Origin of the sequence: Glaciecola sp. HTCC2999 (genome assembly GCF_000155775.1) — a bacterium.
Lineage (GTDB): Bacteria > Pseudomonadota > Gammaproteobacteria > Enterobacterales > Alteromonadaceae > Opacimonas.
Genome location: NZ_DS989810.1, coordinates 153,967 through 170,002 on the forward strand (window position 1 = coordinate 153,967; position 16,036 = coordinate 170,002).

Consider the following 16,036-nt stretch of genomic DNA (forward strand, 5'->3'; position numbering starts at 1 on the left):
TAATCTGGTCTGACCATCAAGGAGTGGCAATGAGTTTTACGTATTTTATGATCACAATAATCGCTATATTATTCTGCGTATATAAACGTTGGAGTATGATTAAGTCGGTTATTATTTTAACGAGCATTTATTTAATAGGCGCACTCTCAGGTGATGTTTCCCTTGTCGCTGTTCTTGCAGTCTCTCTAGTTGCCGGATTCTTTGGTCAAACACGTTATCGTCAACGGTTTATCACCCCATCATTACTCAAATTTTACAAACAAGTTAGTCCTGAGATGTCCAATACCGAACAAGAAGCTATTGATGCCGGTACTGTTTGGTGGGATGGCGAATTATTTAGTGGGCAACCGGATTGGGAAAAATTGCATGCTATTGGAAAACCAACACTCACCGCTGAAGAACAAGATTTTCTTGATGGTCCAGTAGAAACGGTTTGTTTGATGGTAGATGAGTGGCAAATTAATCATAAAGATGCCGATCTATCACCGGAAATTTGGCAATATCTAAAAGATAATAAGTTTTTTGCTATGATCATCAAACGCCAATTCGGTGGTCTTGAATTTTCTGCTTACGCTCAGTCTCGAGTATTACAAAAACTTTCTGGTGTGTCGGCGGTATTATCAACTACCGTAGGTGTACCCAATTCTCTGGGGCCAGGTGAATTATTACAGCATTATGGCACCCCAGCCCAGCAAGAATATTATTTACCACGTTTAGCTGTAGGTGAAGAGATCCCATGTTTTGCGTTAACAAGTCCTGAAGCAGGCTCTGATGCCGGATCGATCACTGATAAAGGCATTGTCTGTAAAGGTCTATGGGAAGGTCAAGAAGTGACAGGCATTAAACTAACCTTCAATAAACGCTATATAACCCTTGCTCCTGTTGCCACAGTGATTGGTTTAGCTTTCAAATTATATGATCCTGAACAGCTTATCTCAAATGAACCAGATTTAGGTATCACTTGCGCTCTACTCCCCAGAGATACTGAAGGCTTAAATATTGGTAATCGACATTTTCCGTTAAACGTACCGTTCCAAAATGGCCCGCTCAGTGGAGAAGATATTTTTGTGCCTCTTGACTATATTATTGGAGGTGCTGAAATGGCGGGTAAAGGTTGGCGTATGCTAATGGAATGTCTATCTGTAGGCCGTTGCATTACATTGCCTTCTGCAGCCGCTGGTGGAGCAAAATCTGTTGCGCTTTCAACCGGTGCTTATGCACGTATCCGTCGTCAATTCAAAATGCCCATCAGCAAAATGGAAGGTGTGGAGGAAATGCTGGCGCGAATTGGTGGCAGTACTTACATGATGGATGCCGTTACAAGTCTATCCACCACAGCAGTTGATTTAGGTGAAAAACCATCAGTCATTTCTGCAATTTGTAAATATCACCTAACTGAACGTATGCGGACCGTCATTAATGATGCGATGGATGTACATGGCGGTAAAGGCATTATGTTAGGGCCGAATAATTACTTAGGAAGAGGTTATCAAGCCGTTCCGGTATCGATTACTGTAGAAGGCGCTAACATACTGACACGTAATATGATGATCTTTGGTCAAGGTGCGATGCGTTGTCACCCTTTTGTTTTAGCTGAAATAAAAGCGGCAGCGAATAGTGATCCCGACACAGCATTGATTGAATTTGATAAGGCAGTTTTCGGCCATATTGGCTTCGCTTTATCTAGCTTTGTGAAAAGCACATGGTTTACGTTAACGTCTGGTCATTTTTCTCAAACTCCGTTTACTGACTCTACTAAGCGCTATTATCAATTATTAAGTGGATACAGTGCGAATCTTGCATTGATGACGGATATTTCAATGGGTGTTCTGGGCGGCAGTTTAAAGCGTCGAGAACGTTTATCGGCAAGACTCGGGGATGTGTTGAGTCAGTTATACTTGGCTTCAGCTGTACTCAAACGCTTTAACGATGAAGGCAGACTTTCTGAGCATGAACCTCTAATGCACTGGGCGATGCAAGATGCCTTAGCACAAATAGAAATTGCCATTGATGCATTTATTAATAATTTTCCAGTACGTTCTGTAAAGTGGATGCTTCGTTTGATTGTGCAACCTCTGGGTAAAACCAGAAAAGCGCCAAATGACAAATTAGAACACGCTATAGCGCACATATTACAATCACCTTGTGAAGCCCGCACACTGTTAGGAACAGGTCAGTTCACTCGCGAAGTGCCAGGTAATTTATTAGGTGATTTAGAGCGAACATTAAAAAATGTCGTTGCAGCAGAGCCCATTTTTGAACGAATTTGTCGTACCTATAATGAAAAACGTGCTTTTACTCAATTAGATGTGTTAGCACAGCGTGCTCTGACAGATGATATTATCAATGAAACAGAAGCTCAGTTATTAATTAACACTGAAGCAGGTCGGTTACGCACCATTAGCGTTGATGATTTCGCGCCCGAGGAGCTAGTCGCTCATTATCAAATTGAAGAACATCAATCCGTTAATACAATTAGCAACCAAGCTTCTTGAAATATAGTAAATAAAAAAGCTGAACACCCTGTTTAAAGTGAAGTGACCCCTTAAACTTGGACACTTTATTAAGCAGCTTTCAAGGCTTGATTTCGGTACTCTACCGGACTCAGGCCTTTTAGTTTTAGCTTAATGCGTTTGTGGTTATAGTAATGGATGTATTCATCAATTGCTTTAATGAGTTCATCCGCGTTTTTAAATTTCTGTCTATGATACATTTCTGTTTTTAATACACCAAAGAAGCTTTCAGCGACCGCATTATCCAAGCAGTTACCTTTACGGGACATGCTTTGCGTTAAGTTTTTATCTGCGAGCATTTGCTGTATTCCTTTGTGCCGATATTGCCAACCTTGGTCAGAATGGAACATCGGTTTATCATCCGTTTCCAAAGTGTTTAACGCATCTTTTAACATATCACTTACTAGTGGCAAAGTAGCATTTTTAGCTGTGCGATACGCGATAACTTCGCGATTATACAGGTCGATGACCGGAGATAGATACACTTTCTGGCCGTGAACGTTAAACTCAGTAACGTCTGTAACCCACTTTTGATTGAGTTGAGTTGCTTCAAAATCACGGTTCATTAGCTCTTGTTTGGATTGTCCTGCGTCGTGACGATAGGAATTATAACGTTTCGGTCGCACGGTAGACTTCAATCCAAGTTGCTGCATTAAACGCTGCACCGTTTTATGGTTGATATAGTGGCCATGTTGTCTCAACGTATACATTATGCGGCGGTATCCGTATCGCCCTTTGTGCTCATGATAAATCGTTTTTATACATGCTTTGACATCCGCATATTTGTCAGCAGCACTGACTCTAGCAACATGATAGTAGTATACACTGCGTGCCAGACCTAATATCTCTAGCAATAACGGAAGCTTACACCTTGCCTTTAACTCTATCGCGACTAAGACTTTTTCTTGGTTTGAGTGCGCTTTTGTTGAGCTAAGGCTTCTAACTTTTTTAAGACAGCGTTCTCTGTACGTAGGTACTCGAGCTCTTCACGTAGTTCTTTATCCGTCATCGCTTGAATTGATTTCGTTTGTTTGCCTACGGCTTTATGCTTCACTTTTCGACCTTTTGGTTTGGGATGCAGTCCAGATAACCCATAAGCATCAAAGTCTTGTTGCCAACGATATAAAATACCTGGAGAAGATAATTTAAATGTAGCACTGGTATATCCAAGTGACCAAGCATTTTCATGCATGGCATTAAGAATAGACAGTTTGATACTGGCAGAAGCATCAATAAGTGGTGATATTAATCCGCTAGGACCATGTATAGAATAAATCTGTGCCCAGTAACGTATTTGGCTTGAGGAAACATAGTACTCTTTGGCCAGAGAATACGATGAGTCGCCGTTTAGTGCGCATCGAGCCAACATAACTTTAAATGCTGGTTGATATTTTGATTTGTACATAAAAAACCCCCGAAGGTTTTGTCTAGCTTTCGGGGGTCACTTCAAAGTGTTCAGCTTTTATTATTTATCACGGAATATTGACTTTTTATAATGAGAGCAATATTCATTGTCGATGCAGTATTAATTTACCATATCCAATTTCTCGAATAACAAAACGATTTGAGTTCTTGATGTCACGTTGAGTTTTTTAAAAATAGCACTGATATGTGCTTTAATAGTTGCTTCCGTCACACACAGCTCACCCGCGATTTCCTTATTCTTCTTACCCTGTTTTAAGCATTTAATGACTAATAACTGCTTTGGCGTTAATTCTTTTACTAACTCAATTGCCGTTAGCATCTCTGGATGGGTTGAGCTAATAGCATCTATATATCTATCGGGGATAAATGTACCACCATTAAGCACATTCATAATCGCATGAGCCATTTTCCGAGAAGTATAAGATTTGGGAATAAAGCCTTTTGCACCTAAATGCATTGCAATATTCACACTTTCTTCGTTATCCGTTGCCGTAATCACCACGACAGGAATGTTAGCGCATTTATCTAGGACTGCTGTTAAACCATAAAAATGATCAGCCCCAGGCATAGTCAGATCAAGTAATATTACATCGATATCTGGATGTTTTTTGATGGCGGATATTGTATTGTGTAAGCTATCAGCCTCAATGATTTCCATATCATTAAAAAAAGGTAATAAGGCGGCTTGTAATGCCTCTCGAAAAAGAGGATGATCATCCGCAATTAAGAACGTACTCATGATTTAGTTCATCCAAATTGATTCATGTAGTATAAATTTGCACAGTGATAACTATCCATTGAGTTATCCTACTCACTAGAATAGATGAATATGTCAAAAATAGACAGTTTATTTTCCACCCAATTAGATAAGATTGCTGACTTTTCTTTCGATGAAAATGTAGCCTCAGTTTTCCCTGATATGATTTCTCGTTCTATACCAGGTTACCCATTGATGATTGAAAATATTGGACGTATTGCTCGACAATATGCTCAAGCTAATTCTGTTATATACGATTTAGGCTGTGCTACTGGTACAGGTACATTAAGCATGGCCAAACATATCGAACAATCAAATTGTCAGATTGTGGGGATTGATAATTCAGAAGCAATGGTGCATCAGTGTCAACAGTATATCAATCAGTATCATCATCAATGTCCGGTTAAAATCGAACATGCAGATATCACTCAATACCCATATCAGTCTAATACCAGTATTGTATTGATGAACTTTACATTACAGTTTCTAGCACCAGAAGACCGCCAAGCCATGTTGCAATCGATTTATGATGCTTTATTACCCGGTGGCGTGTTAATACTTTCTGAAAAAATTCAACATACTTCGGTTATCGGTGATGAGTTACTGATAAATCTGCACCATCAATTTAAAAGTGACAATGGTTACAGTGATTTAGAGATCAGCCAAAAGCGCACAGCACTTGAAAATGTCATGCTAACTGATACCTACACTACCCATGAATCACGTTTAACTGGGATAGGTTTTAGCGATGTTGTTCAATGGTTTAGCTGTTTTAATTTCATGTCGCTTGTAGCGATTAAGTAGATCCCTATGCACCCTCATTTTCAAGCACTTTTATCAGCACTTCCGACTAATAAGTTAACTTCTTGGGCATACGAATTACCTGCATTACTGCAACGTTGGGAACAAAAAAATCGACATGGTAATACCCAAAAATGGCAAAAACTAATTGATAAATTACCTGATGTAGAAGCAGAATCAGTCCTCTTTAGCGAATCGATTTGCTTAGAGAATGCGCACATAAACGAGTATGAACAACGCGTTTTTCGTGGCTTATTACAACAATTCAAACCTTGGAGAAAAGGCCCCTATAATATTTTTGGGGTCCACATTGATACTGAATGGCGCAGTGATTATAAATGGGAACGCATCGCTCCGCATATTAGTGATTTGCAAGACCGTAAAGTGCTGGATGTTGGCTGCGGCAGTGGCTATCACATGTGGCGAATGTTGAATGAGAAGGCTCGTTTTGTGATGGGCGTTGATCCTACTGATTTGTTTTTTTATCAATTTTTGATCATCAAACGTTTCTTACCATCCTACCCGGTTTATTTTTTACCCTTAGGGGTTGAAGATCTTCCCCAATCTAATGGGTTTGATACCGTTTTTTCAATGGGCGTATTTTACCATCGACGTGATCCGATACTCTTCTTACAACAACTTAAAGATCAATTAGTATCAGGTGGCGAATTAGTGCTTGAAACGTTAATTGTTGAAGGCGATGTCAACACGGTATTAGTGCCAACAGATCGCTATGCACAAATGGGTAATGTCTGGTATCTACCGAGTATTGACGCGTTAACATTATGGCTTAATAAAGTCGGGTTTATTAATGTAAGAATGGTCGATGTCAGTGCAACCACAGTATCAGAACAACGTAAGACAGAGTGGATTGATGGACAATCATTATCCGATTTTCTTGATCCTGATGATCCAAGTTTAACCATAGAAGGTTACCCTGCGCCGCAGCGAGCGACATTCATAGCCAATAAAAAGTAAATTTATCGACTAAAAATCAGGTTTGGCATAGTAATTGTTAGTATTAAGTATGTCTTGTTAACAATTACCGTACCAAACCTATGTATGATACCTTTCTGGCGTCTAATCGCTTAACAACTGAATATCTTGATTCTGCACGAAAATGGTTCACACCATGTGTGGAGATGATTGTTAAGCACACAAACAGTGCATCTCCCTTATTTGTTAGTATCAATGGTTCTCAAGGTTCTGGTAAGTCTACACTAGCGGATTACCTCACGACGACGCTGACACAGGTACATAAGCTTAAAGTGATCAATATCTCTATTGATGATTTTTATTACGACCATGAACATCGTCAAACACTCGCTGAAGATGTTCATCCGTTACTTGCTACTAGAGGTGTTCCGGGTACGCATAATATAGAACAATTACGTCAAGTGATGGATGCTTTATCATTAGGTCATCCGTGTATTATTCCCAGTTTTGATAAAGCAACTGATAACCCAAAGCCGGTTGAGCAATGGCAACACGTCAATCAAAAAGTAGATGTGGTCATCGTCGAGGGGTGGTGCATGCAAATTCCACCGCAACTTTCTGATATGCTGACACCATCAATCAATCAATTGGAACAACAAGAAGATGAAAATGGTGTGTGGCGCCGCTATGTGAATATCGCTTTGCAACACTACCAAGAGCTGTTTCAACGTTTTCATTTATCCTTTATGCTCAAAGCGCCCTCATTTTCTGTGGTACAGCAATGGCGCGAAGAGCAAGAGAGCAAACTACGTGCTATTACCTCCAAACATGAACAGCAACGTTTATTAACACCGGCAGGTGTCTCTCGTTTTATTGCTCATTACGAACGCTTAACTAAACATGCTTTAGCAGTGCTTCCAGCGATCACTGATATGGTTTTTATTCTTGATGAACAGCGCCAAGTTCAACAAATAGACACTCATAAAGTTAATATAAACGTCACACCTAATTCATTAAGTCCATTAATCTTCACTGATTTAGATGGCACTTTATTAGACCATGATTCCTATTCATCAAAGCTAGCATACCCTGCCCTAGCTTATTGTCAGATGCTTGAAATTCCTGTTATACCAACAACCAGTAAGACATTTGCAGAATTATTACCGATACGTTCGGCATTAAACCTTGATGGCCCTTTTATAGTTGAAAATGGCGCTGCGGTATATATACCGAAAAAATTAGGTATGCAATTCACACCAGCGCTTGAAGATAAAGGTGACTATTGGTGTTATTCCATGGCGCCTAAACGTGCAAAATGGATTGAAATTATACAGAGATTATCGACAGATTTTGCTGGTGAATTTACTCATTTTTCAGCAATGAAGACGCCTGAAATTGTTACTGCAACAGGGCTTACATATCCTCAAGCACAATTAGCCAAACAACGCGAATATGGTGAACCCGTTTTATGGTTATCGACAGAACAACGTAAAATTGAATTCATTGAAGCGGCAATATTAATGGGCGCGTCCCCCATCGAAGGCGGTCGTTTTATTCATATCAATGGTTCATCTGATAAAGCAACTGCAATGCAATGGCTACATCAGCAATACGAACAACATTTTAATAATAAGCGATTCGTCACAGTTGCTCTTGGGGATGGACCTAATGATACAACAATGCTGAATAACGCCACCTATGCAGCACAAATACGTTCACCAGCACATGATTTTCCATTATTAACACGCAATGAAAAACAAGCAGCCTATCAAAGCAAACTACCTGGGCCTGCTGGCTGGAATGAATACATCACGACACAACTTCTCTCTATTCAAAAGGATATTTTCTATGGCTGATTTTTACCAAAATGGCATCATCACCACATTACATAATTTAGATGACCGACCTATTAGTGACGTTGAATCAGAACTCGTTACATTCTCTAAACAGCGTCCAATGGGATTGATCCTTCCATCGCTATTCTCAGAGTTAGAAGGTGAAGCTTTACCTAACATCATTAATGAAATCGCTGATGTGCCCTACTTATCACAAATAGTCATTGGTTTAGATCGCGCTGATAAAGAACAATTCGAACATGCTAACGAATTTTTTTCAAAACTCCCCCAACACACTCGTATTTTATGGAATGACGGTCCACGTTTAAAAGCCCTTGATGCTAAACTTCAAGCGTTAGGACTCGCTCCTAAAGAATTGGGTAAAGGACGAAATGTATGGTACTGCATGGGCTACACATTGGCTTCTAACAAAGTTGAATCGGTCGCACTGCATGATTGTGATATTTTAACTTATGATCGATCTTTATTAGCCCGCTTAATTTATCCCGTTGCTAATCCTCAATTTAACTATGAATTTTGTAAGGGATTTTATGCTCGTATAGCGGATGGCAAAATTAATGGACGGGTGTCTCGCCTTTTAGTGACTCCATTGTTACGCGCGCTTAAACGTACTTTAGGTGACAATGAATACATTGAATTTATGGACTCCTTCCGCTATCCGTTAGCGGGTGAGTTTTCTTTTCGTCGAGATGTATTAAATGATATCCGGATCCCCAGTGATTGGGGTCTGGAAATAGGTGTATTATCTGAAATGCATCGCAATTATTCAAATAACCGCCTGTGCCAATCTGATATCGCCAAGGTCTATGATCATAAACATCAAGATCTCTCTTATGATAACGAACATGGTGGTTTATCAAAAATGTCGATAGACATTACTAAAGCCTTGTTTAGAAAATTAGCAACGCAGGGCAATACGTTTAGCACTGAGATGTTCCGGTCAATTAAAGCAACTTATTACCGCATTGCCTTAGATTTTGTCGAAACCTACCGTAATGATGCCATCATGAATGGCTTAACATTAGATATTCATGAAGAAGAAAAAGCAGTTGAATTATTTGCTCAAAATATCATGAAAGCCGGGCAATCATTTTTAGATAACCCTATGGAAACACCGTTCATACCGAGTTGGAACCGAGTCATCAGTGCCATTCCAGATATTTTTGAACAATTAGAAGCCGCCGTAGAAGCGGATTATGAAGATTTGAAGCAAGGTCGCTAATATGACAAATGTGGAACAGCAATCACAGTTACGTGATGATATTTTGTATTACTTACATAGTATTTATGATGATGTGTCACACCCAGCACTTTCGAATCAATTTAAAGGCGATTTAGGATTAGTCGCTAATCAAATGATTGAAGCCATGCAATTAGATGGGCTACAACAACAATTTTCACCCCATACCCATCAAAATCATTGGGATGAAACTCGCGTAATGATGATCACATATGCTGATAGTATCTTTGATGATAAGCATGCACCTTTACAAGTGTTACATCACTTTTTAAATACTTACTTAACCGATACTGTGACAGATGTGCATTTACTACCATTCTTTCCCTATAGTTCGGATGATGGTTTTTCAGTGATTGACTATTCGACAGTGAACCCTGCTCATGGTGACTGGCGTGATATTAATGAACTCAGTCGAGAATATAATTTAATGTTTGATTTGGTGATTAATCACTGTTCATCTCGCAGTCAATGGTTTACTAACTTTATAGATGGCCAAGGCAAAGGCCATGATTTTTTTACAACAGCTTCTCCAGAAGAGGATTTGTCGATGGTAACTCGCCCTCGCGTATCCCCTTTATTAAGGCCTACCCAGACTAATACAGGCTTGCAACATGTGTGGTGTACCTTTTCCCATGACCAAGTTGACTTTGATTTTAAAAACCCGAATGTTTTAATCGAGTTTGCACGGATTATTAATTTATATTTGAATAACGGCGCATCATTATTTCGCTTAGACGCGGTGGCTTTCTTATGGAAAACCTTAGGTACAAATTGTATTAATCTGCAAAAAACACATGAAGTGATTAGACTGTATCGTTTGTTAATTGAGCATAAATCGCCTAAAGCAATCATTATCACCGAAACCAACATTCCCAATCATGAGAATCTCAGCTACTTTGGAAATGCAAATGAAGCCCATGCTATCTATAACTTTAGTTTGCCGCCGTTATTACTTAATACATTAGTATCTCAAGATGCAACAACCTTGACGAAGTGGCTGATGAGTATGCCTCCGGCACAAAATGGCACTGCGTATTTTAATTTTTTAGCGTCCCACGATGGTATCGGTTTACGTCCTGCCGAAGGTTTACTGTCGAGTGATGAGATCAATGAATTGGTTACGACAATGCAAGATTTTGACGGTAAGATCTCGTGGCGAACCAGTGATAACGGCACTCAGTCACCTTATGAGATAAACATTGCGTTAATTGATGCTTGCAAAGGTACCCATGAAGGTGAAGATGACTGGCAAGTATCACGATTTATTTGTGCTCATACAATTATGCTTGGATTAGAAGGGATCCCTGGGATTTATATACACAGTTTACTTGGCACAACCAATGATTTGGAAAGAGTGACTAACACGGGACAAAATCGCTCTATCAATCGCCATCGCTGGATGTATGATAGCTTAGCCGCCGAATTAACGAATGAAAATACCTTACATCATGTCATTTTAAAAAAAATGAAAGAGTTAATCTCTATACGTCAATCACAACGCGCTTTTCACCCTAACGCGACTCAATTTACGTTGCGCTTAGGCCCTAGCTGTTTTGGGTATTGGCGACAAAGTATGGATCGTAGTCAAAGTATTTTCTGCTTATCTAATATTACTAAAACAGAACAAACTTTGAGAGTCAGTGATGTGAATTTGATAAGTACTCAAGATTGGTATGATTTGTTATCTGGAGAGATCCTTCCCGCCGAACAACAAATCATTAAGCTTGCACCTTACCAGACGCTATGGCTAACTAATCATTACGCACATTAAAGTAGATTATCCAAATAACAAGGATGTTATTTTGTGGAAAGCCTGGTCAATAAACTAGAAGTATCTAAACGACCGCCACCTGATTGTTGTACATCTGCATAAAATTGGTCGACTAGAGCCGTCAATGGTAAAGTCGAGCCGTTTTGACGCGCTGCATCTAACGCAATACCTAAATCTTTTCGCATCCAATCCACCGCGAAACCGAAATCATATTCGCCTTTGATCATAGTCGCAGCGCGATTATCCATTTGCCATGACTGGGCTGCACCTTTAGAAATAACATTTATGACACTTTGAGTATCTAACCCAGCATGCTCTCCAAAATGAATAGCTTCAGATAAACCTTGTACAATCCCGGCTATACATATTTGATTCATCATTTTAGCCAATTGACCAGAACCGGCAGATCCTAACAGTTGATGGTGGCGACTGTACGCATTTAATATTGTCTCAACATTGGCGTAAATCGCCTCATTTCCACCACACATAATCGTTAGTTGGCCGTTTTCAGCACCTGCTTGACCACCTGATACCGGCGCATCGATAAATCCAATACCTTTTTGTGCACACGCCATATGTAATTCCAATGCTAATGTTTGTGAGCCTGTTGTATGGTCGATTAATACACTACCCGATGGCATGTTCTCAAGGACACCGTTCTCACCATAAAATACACTTCGGACATCGTTATCATTGCCTAAACACATGCACACGACATTTGCATATTTAACTGCGCTAGCGACTTGAACATGAAGATGGCTGGAGTCAAGATTTTGCTCATTTATCCAATGTTGCGCTTTGTCTATAGTACGGTTATAAACATGAGTACTAAAACCTGTTTGATGGAGATGTCTTGCCATAGGGAAACCCATCACGCCTAGCCCTAAAAATGCAACCTGTTGTGTCATTTAATTATCCTTTACAGTAAACTTCCTCACGCTTTAATGCGTATTAGGATATAGATAATACATTCTGATAGCCAATATTTTTGGTGTTTACATCAATTAAACAAATAACAATAATTAAGGACATTTTCGATGGATAGCATCTACGATTTTTCTATGACGTTAGCGAACGGGCAGGAACAGGCTTTAGCTGAATTTAAAGGTAAAGTCTTACTCATTGTTAACACCGCTAGTAAATGTGGATTCACACCACAGTACGACGGATTACAAAAGCTCCAAGATCAATATGCTGATAAAGGTTTCAGTGTATTAGCTTTTCCGTGTGATCAATTTGGTAAACAAGAACCAGGTTCTGATGAAGAAATCATGTCATTTTGCACGACTAAATTTAATGTTAACTTTCCAGTATTCTCTAAAATTGAAGTTAATGGTGATAACGCTGCACCCATCTATCAGGTAATGAAATCATCCGCAAAAGGTATCTTTGGTAGTGAGGGGATCAAGTGGAATTTTACAAAGTTTTTAGTTAACGCAGAGGGGGAAATAATTAAACGTTATGCACCTACTACCAAACCAGAAGTGATTGCTAAAGATATAGAAAAACAACTTTAGCTTACACTTTACGAAGCACTAGATGAAAATATTTACCCAACCACATATAAGGTGGTTGGGTTGAATAGGTAATTTCAGCATCAAGTAATGCTTCGTAATGAGTAGTTTGGTGTGACAAATCTCGCATATAGTCATGGATGCATCGAATACCCGCTTGATGAATTATTTCAATGTTATTCAGCGAGTTGATAAATGATAAAACAGGTTGAACAGATAACGGTTGCTGAGGGTTTAATCTCACTTTCTTTTTTACTTTGAGTCCTTTTTTCACATAATCAAAATTGCCGTAGATGAGATTACCAAAAGTCAAAGCGTCTTTATTAAAAAAACTCAAGGACAAGTGACCGCCTGGAACTAATTGTTTTAACAAGAGTTCAATCGCTGCAAAAGGCTCTTGCAACCATTCTAGAACGGCATGATTGATAATCAAATCATATTGCTTAGTCACCGATTGCAGTGAGCCAACAGAATAATCAATAGATAAGTGTTTATCCTGAGCTTGCTGTTTTGCATAAGCAATCGACTCAGAAGAAATGTCCATCCCCTCAACATGATGCCCTGCATCGGCAAAAAATTCAGCCATCTGCCCTAACCCACAGCCACTATCCAGTATCTGTTTAGGGGGTGTATTGACTAAGTTGAGTGTCGATAAATGATGACACAACAACGCATGGCGTAATTGCCCTTTCGTTGTTCCATATATATTTTTAGCAAATTTATCACTGATCCCATCAAATCCATGATCCATTTGTGCATTTTTCTTAGCTGTCATATTGGGTTATTTATATCAACAAACTGCACATCTAAATCAAACGTTCTCGCACAATATTCACCCAATGCCTTAATGCCATAACGTTCTGTCGCATGATGACCGGCTGCGAAGAAACTGACACCATACTCATTGGCGATATGAGTAGTTTGCTCCGATGCTTCACCCGTAATAAAAGCATCAATACCTGCTTGAGCTGCAGTTTCTAAATACCCTTGACCTCCTCCAGTACACCAGGCCACAGTATCAATGGTTTGATTAGTATCACCTAAAATTATGGGCGCTTTGTCTAATTGATCATCAATCAGTTGAGCAAATGCGTGAGCTGACATTGGTGCAGTTAAGCGACCATGCATTAGGACACCATGAGGTTTCACCGGTAAGTATCCTGTTATATTAATGTCGAGTAATTGAGCTAATTGTGCATTATTACCTAATTCAGGATGCACATCTAACGGTAAATGATATGCATATAAATTAATATCGTGAGATAACAATGCCTTGATACGGGCTTGTTTCATATGGGTAATATTTGGCGTTTCCCCTTTCCAAAAATAACCATGATGTACAAGTATTGCGTCAGCATGCTGCGCAATCGCAGTATCAATTAATGCTTGGGATGCTGTCACCCCAGTGATTATTTTTTGAACATCTCTGCGACCTTGGATTTGTAAACCATTAGGACAATAATCTTGGATAGAATCTCTGTTTAATAGGGTGTTAAGCGCATTTTCTAATTCAAAATGATGCATGACTGTGGGTCCAAATTTTGGTCAAATAGACATTAATTACAAAAAACGATATAAATGTTAACACACATTAACAATAACGTAAGGTTTCATACAAATTATGAGCAAACTAGACAAAGACCAAGTCATTGAGCAATTTACTCAAGCTTATACTGCTGCTAATGGAAAAGCCCCTGAAATTGTAGCTAAAGGTGGTTGGTATAGTGTTGATGGTGGTAAGAATGTTAGATTAGCCACCTTAGTTGATATGACTGCTGAATTATCAGGTGGTAATAGTGCTGCAACTAAGACAGAGAAATCAACGACTGCGACAAAAAAAGCTCCAGCCAAAAAAGCTGCACCAAAAAAGAAGCCAGCATCAACGGCTGGCTTTTCTGTGAAAGCGTATTGGGAAGAACAGGTTATTGCCAAGCAAAACGCTTCAAGACCTCCGCGTTAAGTCGCAATAAATAGGCAAAAAAAGCAATACAAGTCATATACATTTACTTTCGCCTATACCTATTATGCAATGGGTGTTTGATGTTGATTAAACACCTTATTGTAAGTTCTAAATAGCATTCCTTCAGCGGCAATGCCCAGCTTTTCCATCACATTTTTCTTTTCTGAATACTTAATACCAAAGACGTCGTGTGTCTGGTTAAATGCTAGTAACACATCATCCGATGTCGATAACTCATCGACTAAACCTAGCTCTAACGCTTGCATGCCAAACCAATATTCACCCGTCGCGACCTTAGAGATATCGAGTGTTGGACGGTTACGTGTCACAAAGTCTTTAAACATCACATGCACTTCCTCTAGTTCAGCTTTAAACTTTGCTCGACCTTCATCGTTATTTTCACCAAATACAGTTAAGGTACGTTTGAAATCCCCTGCAGTATGTTGTTCAAACTCGATGTCATTTTTCTTTAATAATTTATTAAAATTCGGCATTTGCGCGATAACACCAATAGAACCAATGATCGCAAAATTTGCGCAGACTAGCTTATCAGCGACACATGCCATCATGTAGCCGCCACTCGCTGCTACTTTATCAACACATATGGTTAATTTAAGTCCTTTGGCTTTAATTCTCTCAAGTTGAGACGCAGCAAGGCCATACCCATGCACAACACCCCCACCCGATTCAACATTCACTAGTACTTCATCGCTCGATTTTGCTGCCAGTAACACTGCCGTAATTTCTTCACGAAAATTGTCTACTTCATGCGCATCCACTGAACCGTTAAAATCGATGACGAATAATCGCGGCTTTTGTGCAGATTCAACAGAACCAGACGATTTAACATCGCTTTTATCCGCACTTGGATTGGTAGACACATCTTTTTTGAGCTGTTTAGCTTGTTGTTTATCTGCTTTTTTCTTTGCTTTATTTTCTGCCTTTTTACGCTTTTCTAATGCTTTAATTTCAGCATCATTCATTAACATCTTTTTAGCGTAATCAGCAACATCATCAAGGGCTTCTGAAATAGAACGGATTTCTAACTGCCCTTTACCGCTTGATTGTCCTTTTTGCTTCATCGCTATAGCCACAAAAGCAATTAAGACAGCAATGATCGCGATAACGACTGTGATGGCTTTAGCAAAAAACAATCCGTATTCAAATAAAAATTCCAACAATATACCCTCAGTTAATTTATAAACATTTATTAAAGTATAATAACAAAAAAGCCATCGAAAATTCGATGGCTTTTAATGTTAA

At 39.3% G+C, this 16,036-nt stretch carries 14 protein-coding genes and 1 pseudogene; 8 read left to right on the plus strand and 7 right to left on the minus strand.

The genetic code is table 11. From position 1 onward, the window contains the following. Nucleotides 1-29: 29 nt before the first annotated feature. A complete protein-coding gene (fadE, locus tag G2999_RS00755) occupies nucleotides 30-2,495 on the plus strand; it encodes an acyl-CoA dehydrogenase FadE (protein ID WP_010177742.1) in 2,466 nt (821 codons plus the stop codon). Between the two features lie 68 nt (nucleotides 2,496-2,563). On the opposite strand, the pseudogene G2999_RS00760 reads toward fadE, so the two are convergent. The 3 genes and pseudogenes from G2999_RS00760 to G2999_RS00770 all read right to left on the minus strand — a co-directional run. Then, nucleotides 2,564-3,412 (minus strand): annotated as a pseudogene (locus tag G2999_RS00760) (IS3 family transposase); the annotation flags it as partial. Next, on the minus strand, nucleotides 3,406-3,918 hold the full coding sequence (locus G2999_RS00765) for a helix-turn-helix domain-containing protein (protein WP_010177648.1): 513 nt from the start codon (nucleotides 3,916-3,918) through the stop codon (nucleotides 3,406-3,408). The gene G2999_RS00765 and the pseudogene G2999_RS00760, both read right to left, overlap by 7 nt. Before the next feature lie 120 nt (nucleotides 3,919-4,038). After that, on the minus strand, nucleotides 4,039-4,677 hold the full coding sequence (locus G2999_RS00770; RefSeq protein ID WP_010177746.1) for a response regulator transcription factor: 639 nt from the start codon (nucleotides 4,675-4,677) through the stop codon (nucleotides 4,039-4,041). A 90-nt stretch (nucleotides 4,678-4,767) separates the two neighbouring features. Here G2999_RS00770 and cmoA point away from each other — a divergent pair, with 90 nt between their 5' ends. The 5 genes from cmoA to G2999_RS00795 all read left to right on the plus strand — a co-directional run bounded on the left by cmoA (nucleotide 4,768) and on the right by G2999_RS00795 (nucleotide 11,299). After that, nucleotides 4,768-5,499, plus strand: a complete 732-nt coding sequence (cmoA, locus tag G2999_RS00775; protein ID WP_010177748.1) for a carboxy-S-adenosyl-L-methionine synthase CmoA — start codon at nucleotides 4,768-4,770, stop codon at nucleotides 5,497-5,499. 6 nt (nucleotides 5,500-5,505) lie between these two features. Next, on the plus strand, nucleotides 5,506-6,474 hold the full coding sequence (gene cmoB, locus G2999_RS00780; RefSeq protein WP_010177750.1) for a tRNA 5-methoxyuridine(34)/uridine 5-oxyacetic acid(34) synthase CmoB: 969 nt from the start codon (nucleotides 5,506-5,508) through the stop codon (nucleotides 6,472-6,474). An 80-nt stretch (nucleotides 6,475-6,554) separates the two neighbouring features. Next, nucleotides 6,555-8,288 (plus strand): HAD-IIB family hydrolase, encoded by a 1,734-nt coding sequence (locus tag G2999_RS11500; protein ID WP_010177753.1) that lies wholly within the window; start codon nucleotides 6,555-6,557, stop codon nucleotides 8,286-8,288. Beyond that, nucleotides 8,281-9,510, plus strand: a complete 1,230-nt coding sequence (locus tag G2999_RS00790; protein ID WP_010177754.1) for a glycosyl transferase — start codon at nucleotides 8,281-8,283, stop codon at nucleotides 9,508-9,510. Before G2999_RS11500 ends, G2999_RS00790 begins: the two co-directional genes overlap by 8 nt. Nucleotide 9,511: 1 nt before the next feature. Beyond that, entirely contained in the window at nucleotides 9,512-11,299 is a 1,788-nt protein-coding gene (locus G2999_RS00795; protein ID WP_010177755.1) for a sugar phosphorylase, read from the plus strand. A gap of 26 nt (nucleotides 11,300-11,325) precedes the next feature. Here G2999_RS00795 and G2999_RS00800 read toward each other — a convergent pair whose 3' ends face one another. Further along, entirely contained in the window at nucleotides 11,326-12,207 is an 882-nt protein-coding gene (locus G2999_RS00800; protein WP_010177756.1) for an NAD(P)-dependent oxidoreductase, read from the minus strand. Nucleotides 12,208-12,336: 129 nt separating this feature from the next. Between G2999_RS00800 and G2999_RS00805 the strand changes: the two genes are divergently transcribed. Continuing rightward, on the plus strand, nucleotides 12,337-12,816 hold the full coding sequence (locus G2999_RS00805) for a glutathione peroxidase (RefSeq protein ID WP_010177757.1): 480 nt from the start codon (nucleotides 12,337-12,339) through the stop codon (nucleotides 12,814-12,816). Between the two features lies 1 nt (nucleotide 12,817). Here G2999_RS00805 and G2999_RS00810 read toward each other — a convergent pair whose 3' ends face one another. Next, nucleotides 12,818-13,588 carry a methyltransferase domain-containing protein gene (locus G2999_RS00810; protein WP_010177758.1) on the minus strand — a complete coding sequence of 257 codons (771 nt, stop codon included), beginning with the start codon at nucleotides 13,586-13,588 and terminating at the stop codon, nucleotides 12,818-12,820. Beyond that, nucleotides 13,585-14,337, minus strand: a complete 753-nt coding sequence (locus tag G2999_RS00815) for a Nif3-like dinuclear metal center hexameric protein (RefSeq protein ID WP_010177759.1) — start codon at nucleotides 14,335-14,337, stop codon at nucleotides 13,585-13,587. Before G2999_RS00815 ends, G2999_RS00810 begins: the two co-directional genes overlap by 4 nt. 97 nt (nucleotides 14,338-14,434) lie before the next feature. Between G2999_RS00815 and G2999_RS00820 the strand changes: the two genes are divergently transcribed. Then, entirely contained in the window at nucleotides 14,435-14,773 is a 339-nt protein-coding gene (locus G2999_RS00820; RefSeq protein WP_010177760.1) for a hypothetical protein, read from the plus strand. A 62-nt stretch (nucleotides 14,774-14,835) separates the two neighbouring features. Here the strand turns inward: G2999_RS00820 and sohB are convergent, their stop codons facing one another. Further along, complete coding sequence (sohB, locus tag G2999_RS00825) at nucleotides 14,836-15,951, minus strand: protease SohB (protein WP_010177761.1); 1,116 nt, start codon at nucleotides 15,949-15,951, stop codon at nucleotides 14,836-14,838. Nucleotides 15,952-16,036: the final 85 nt, after the last annotated feature.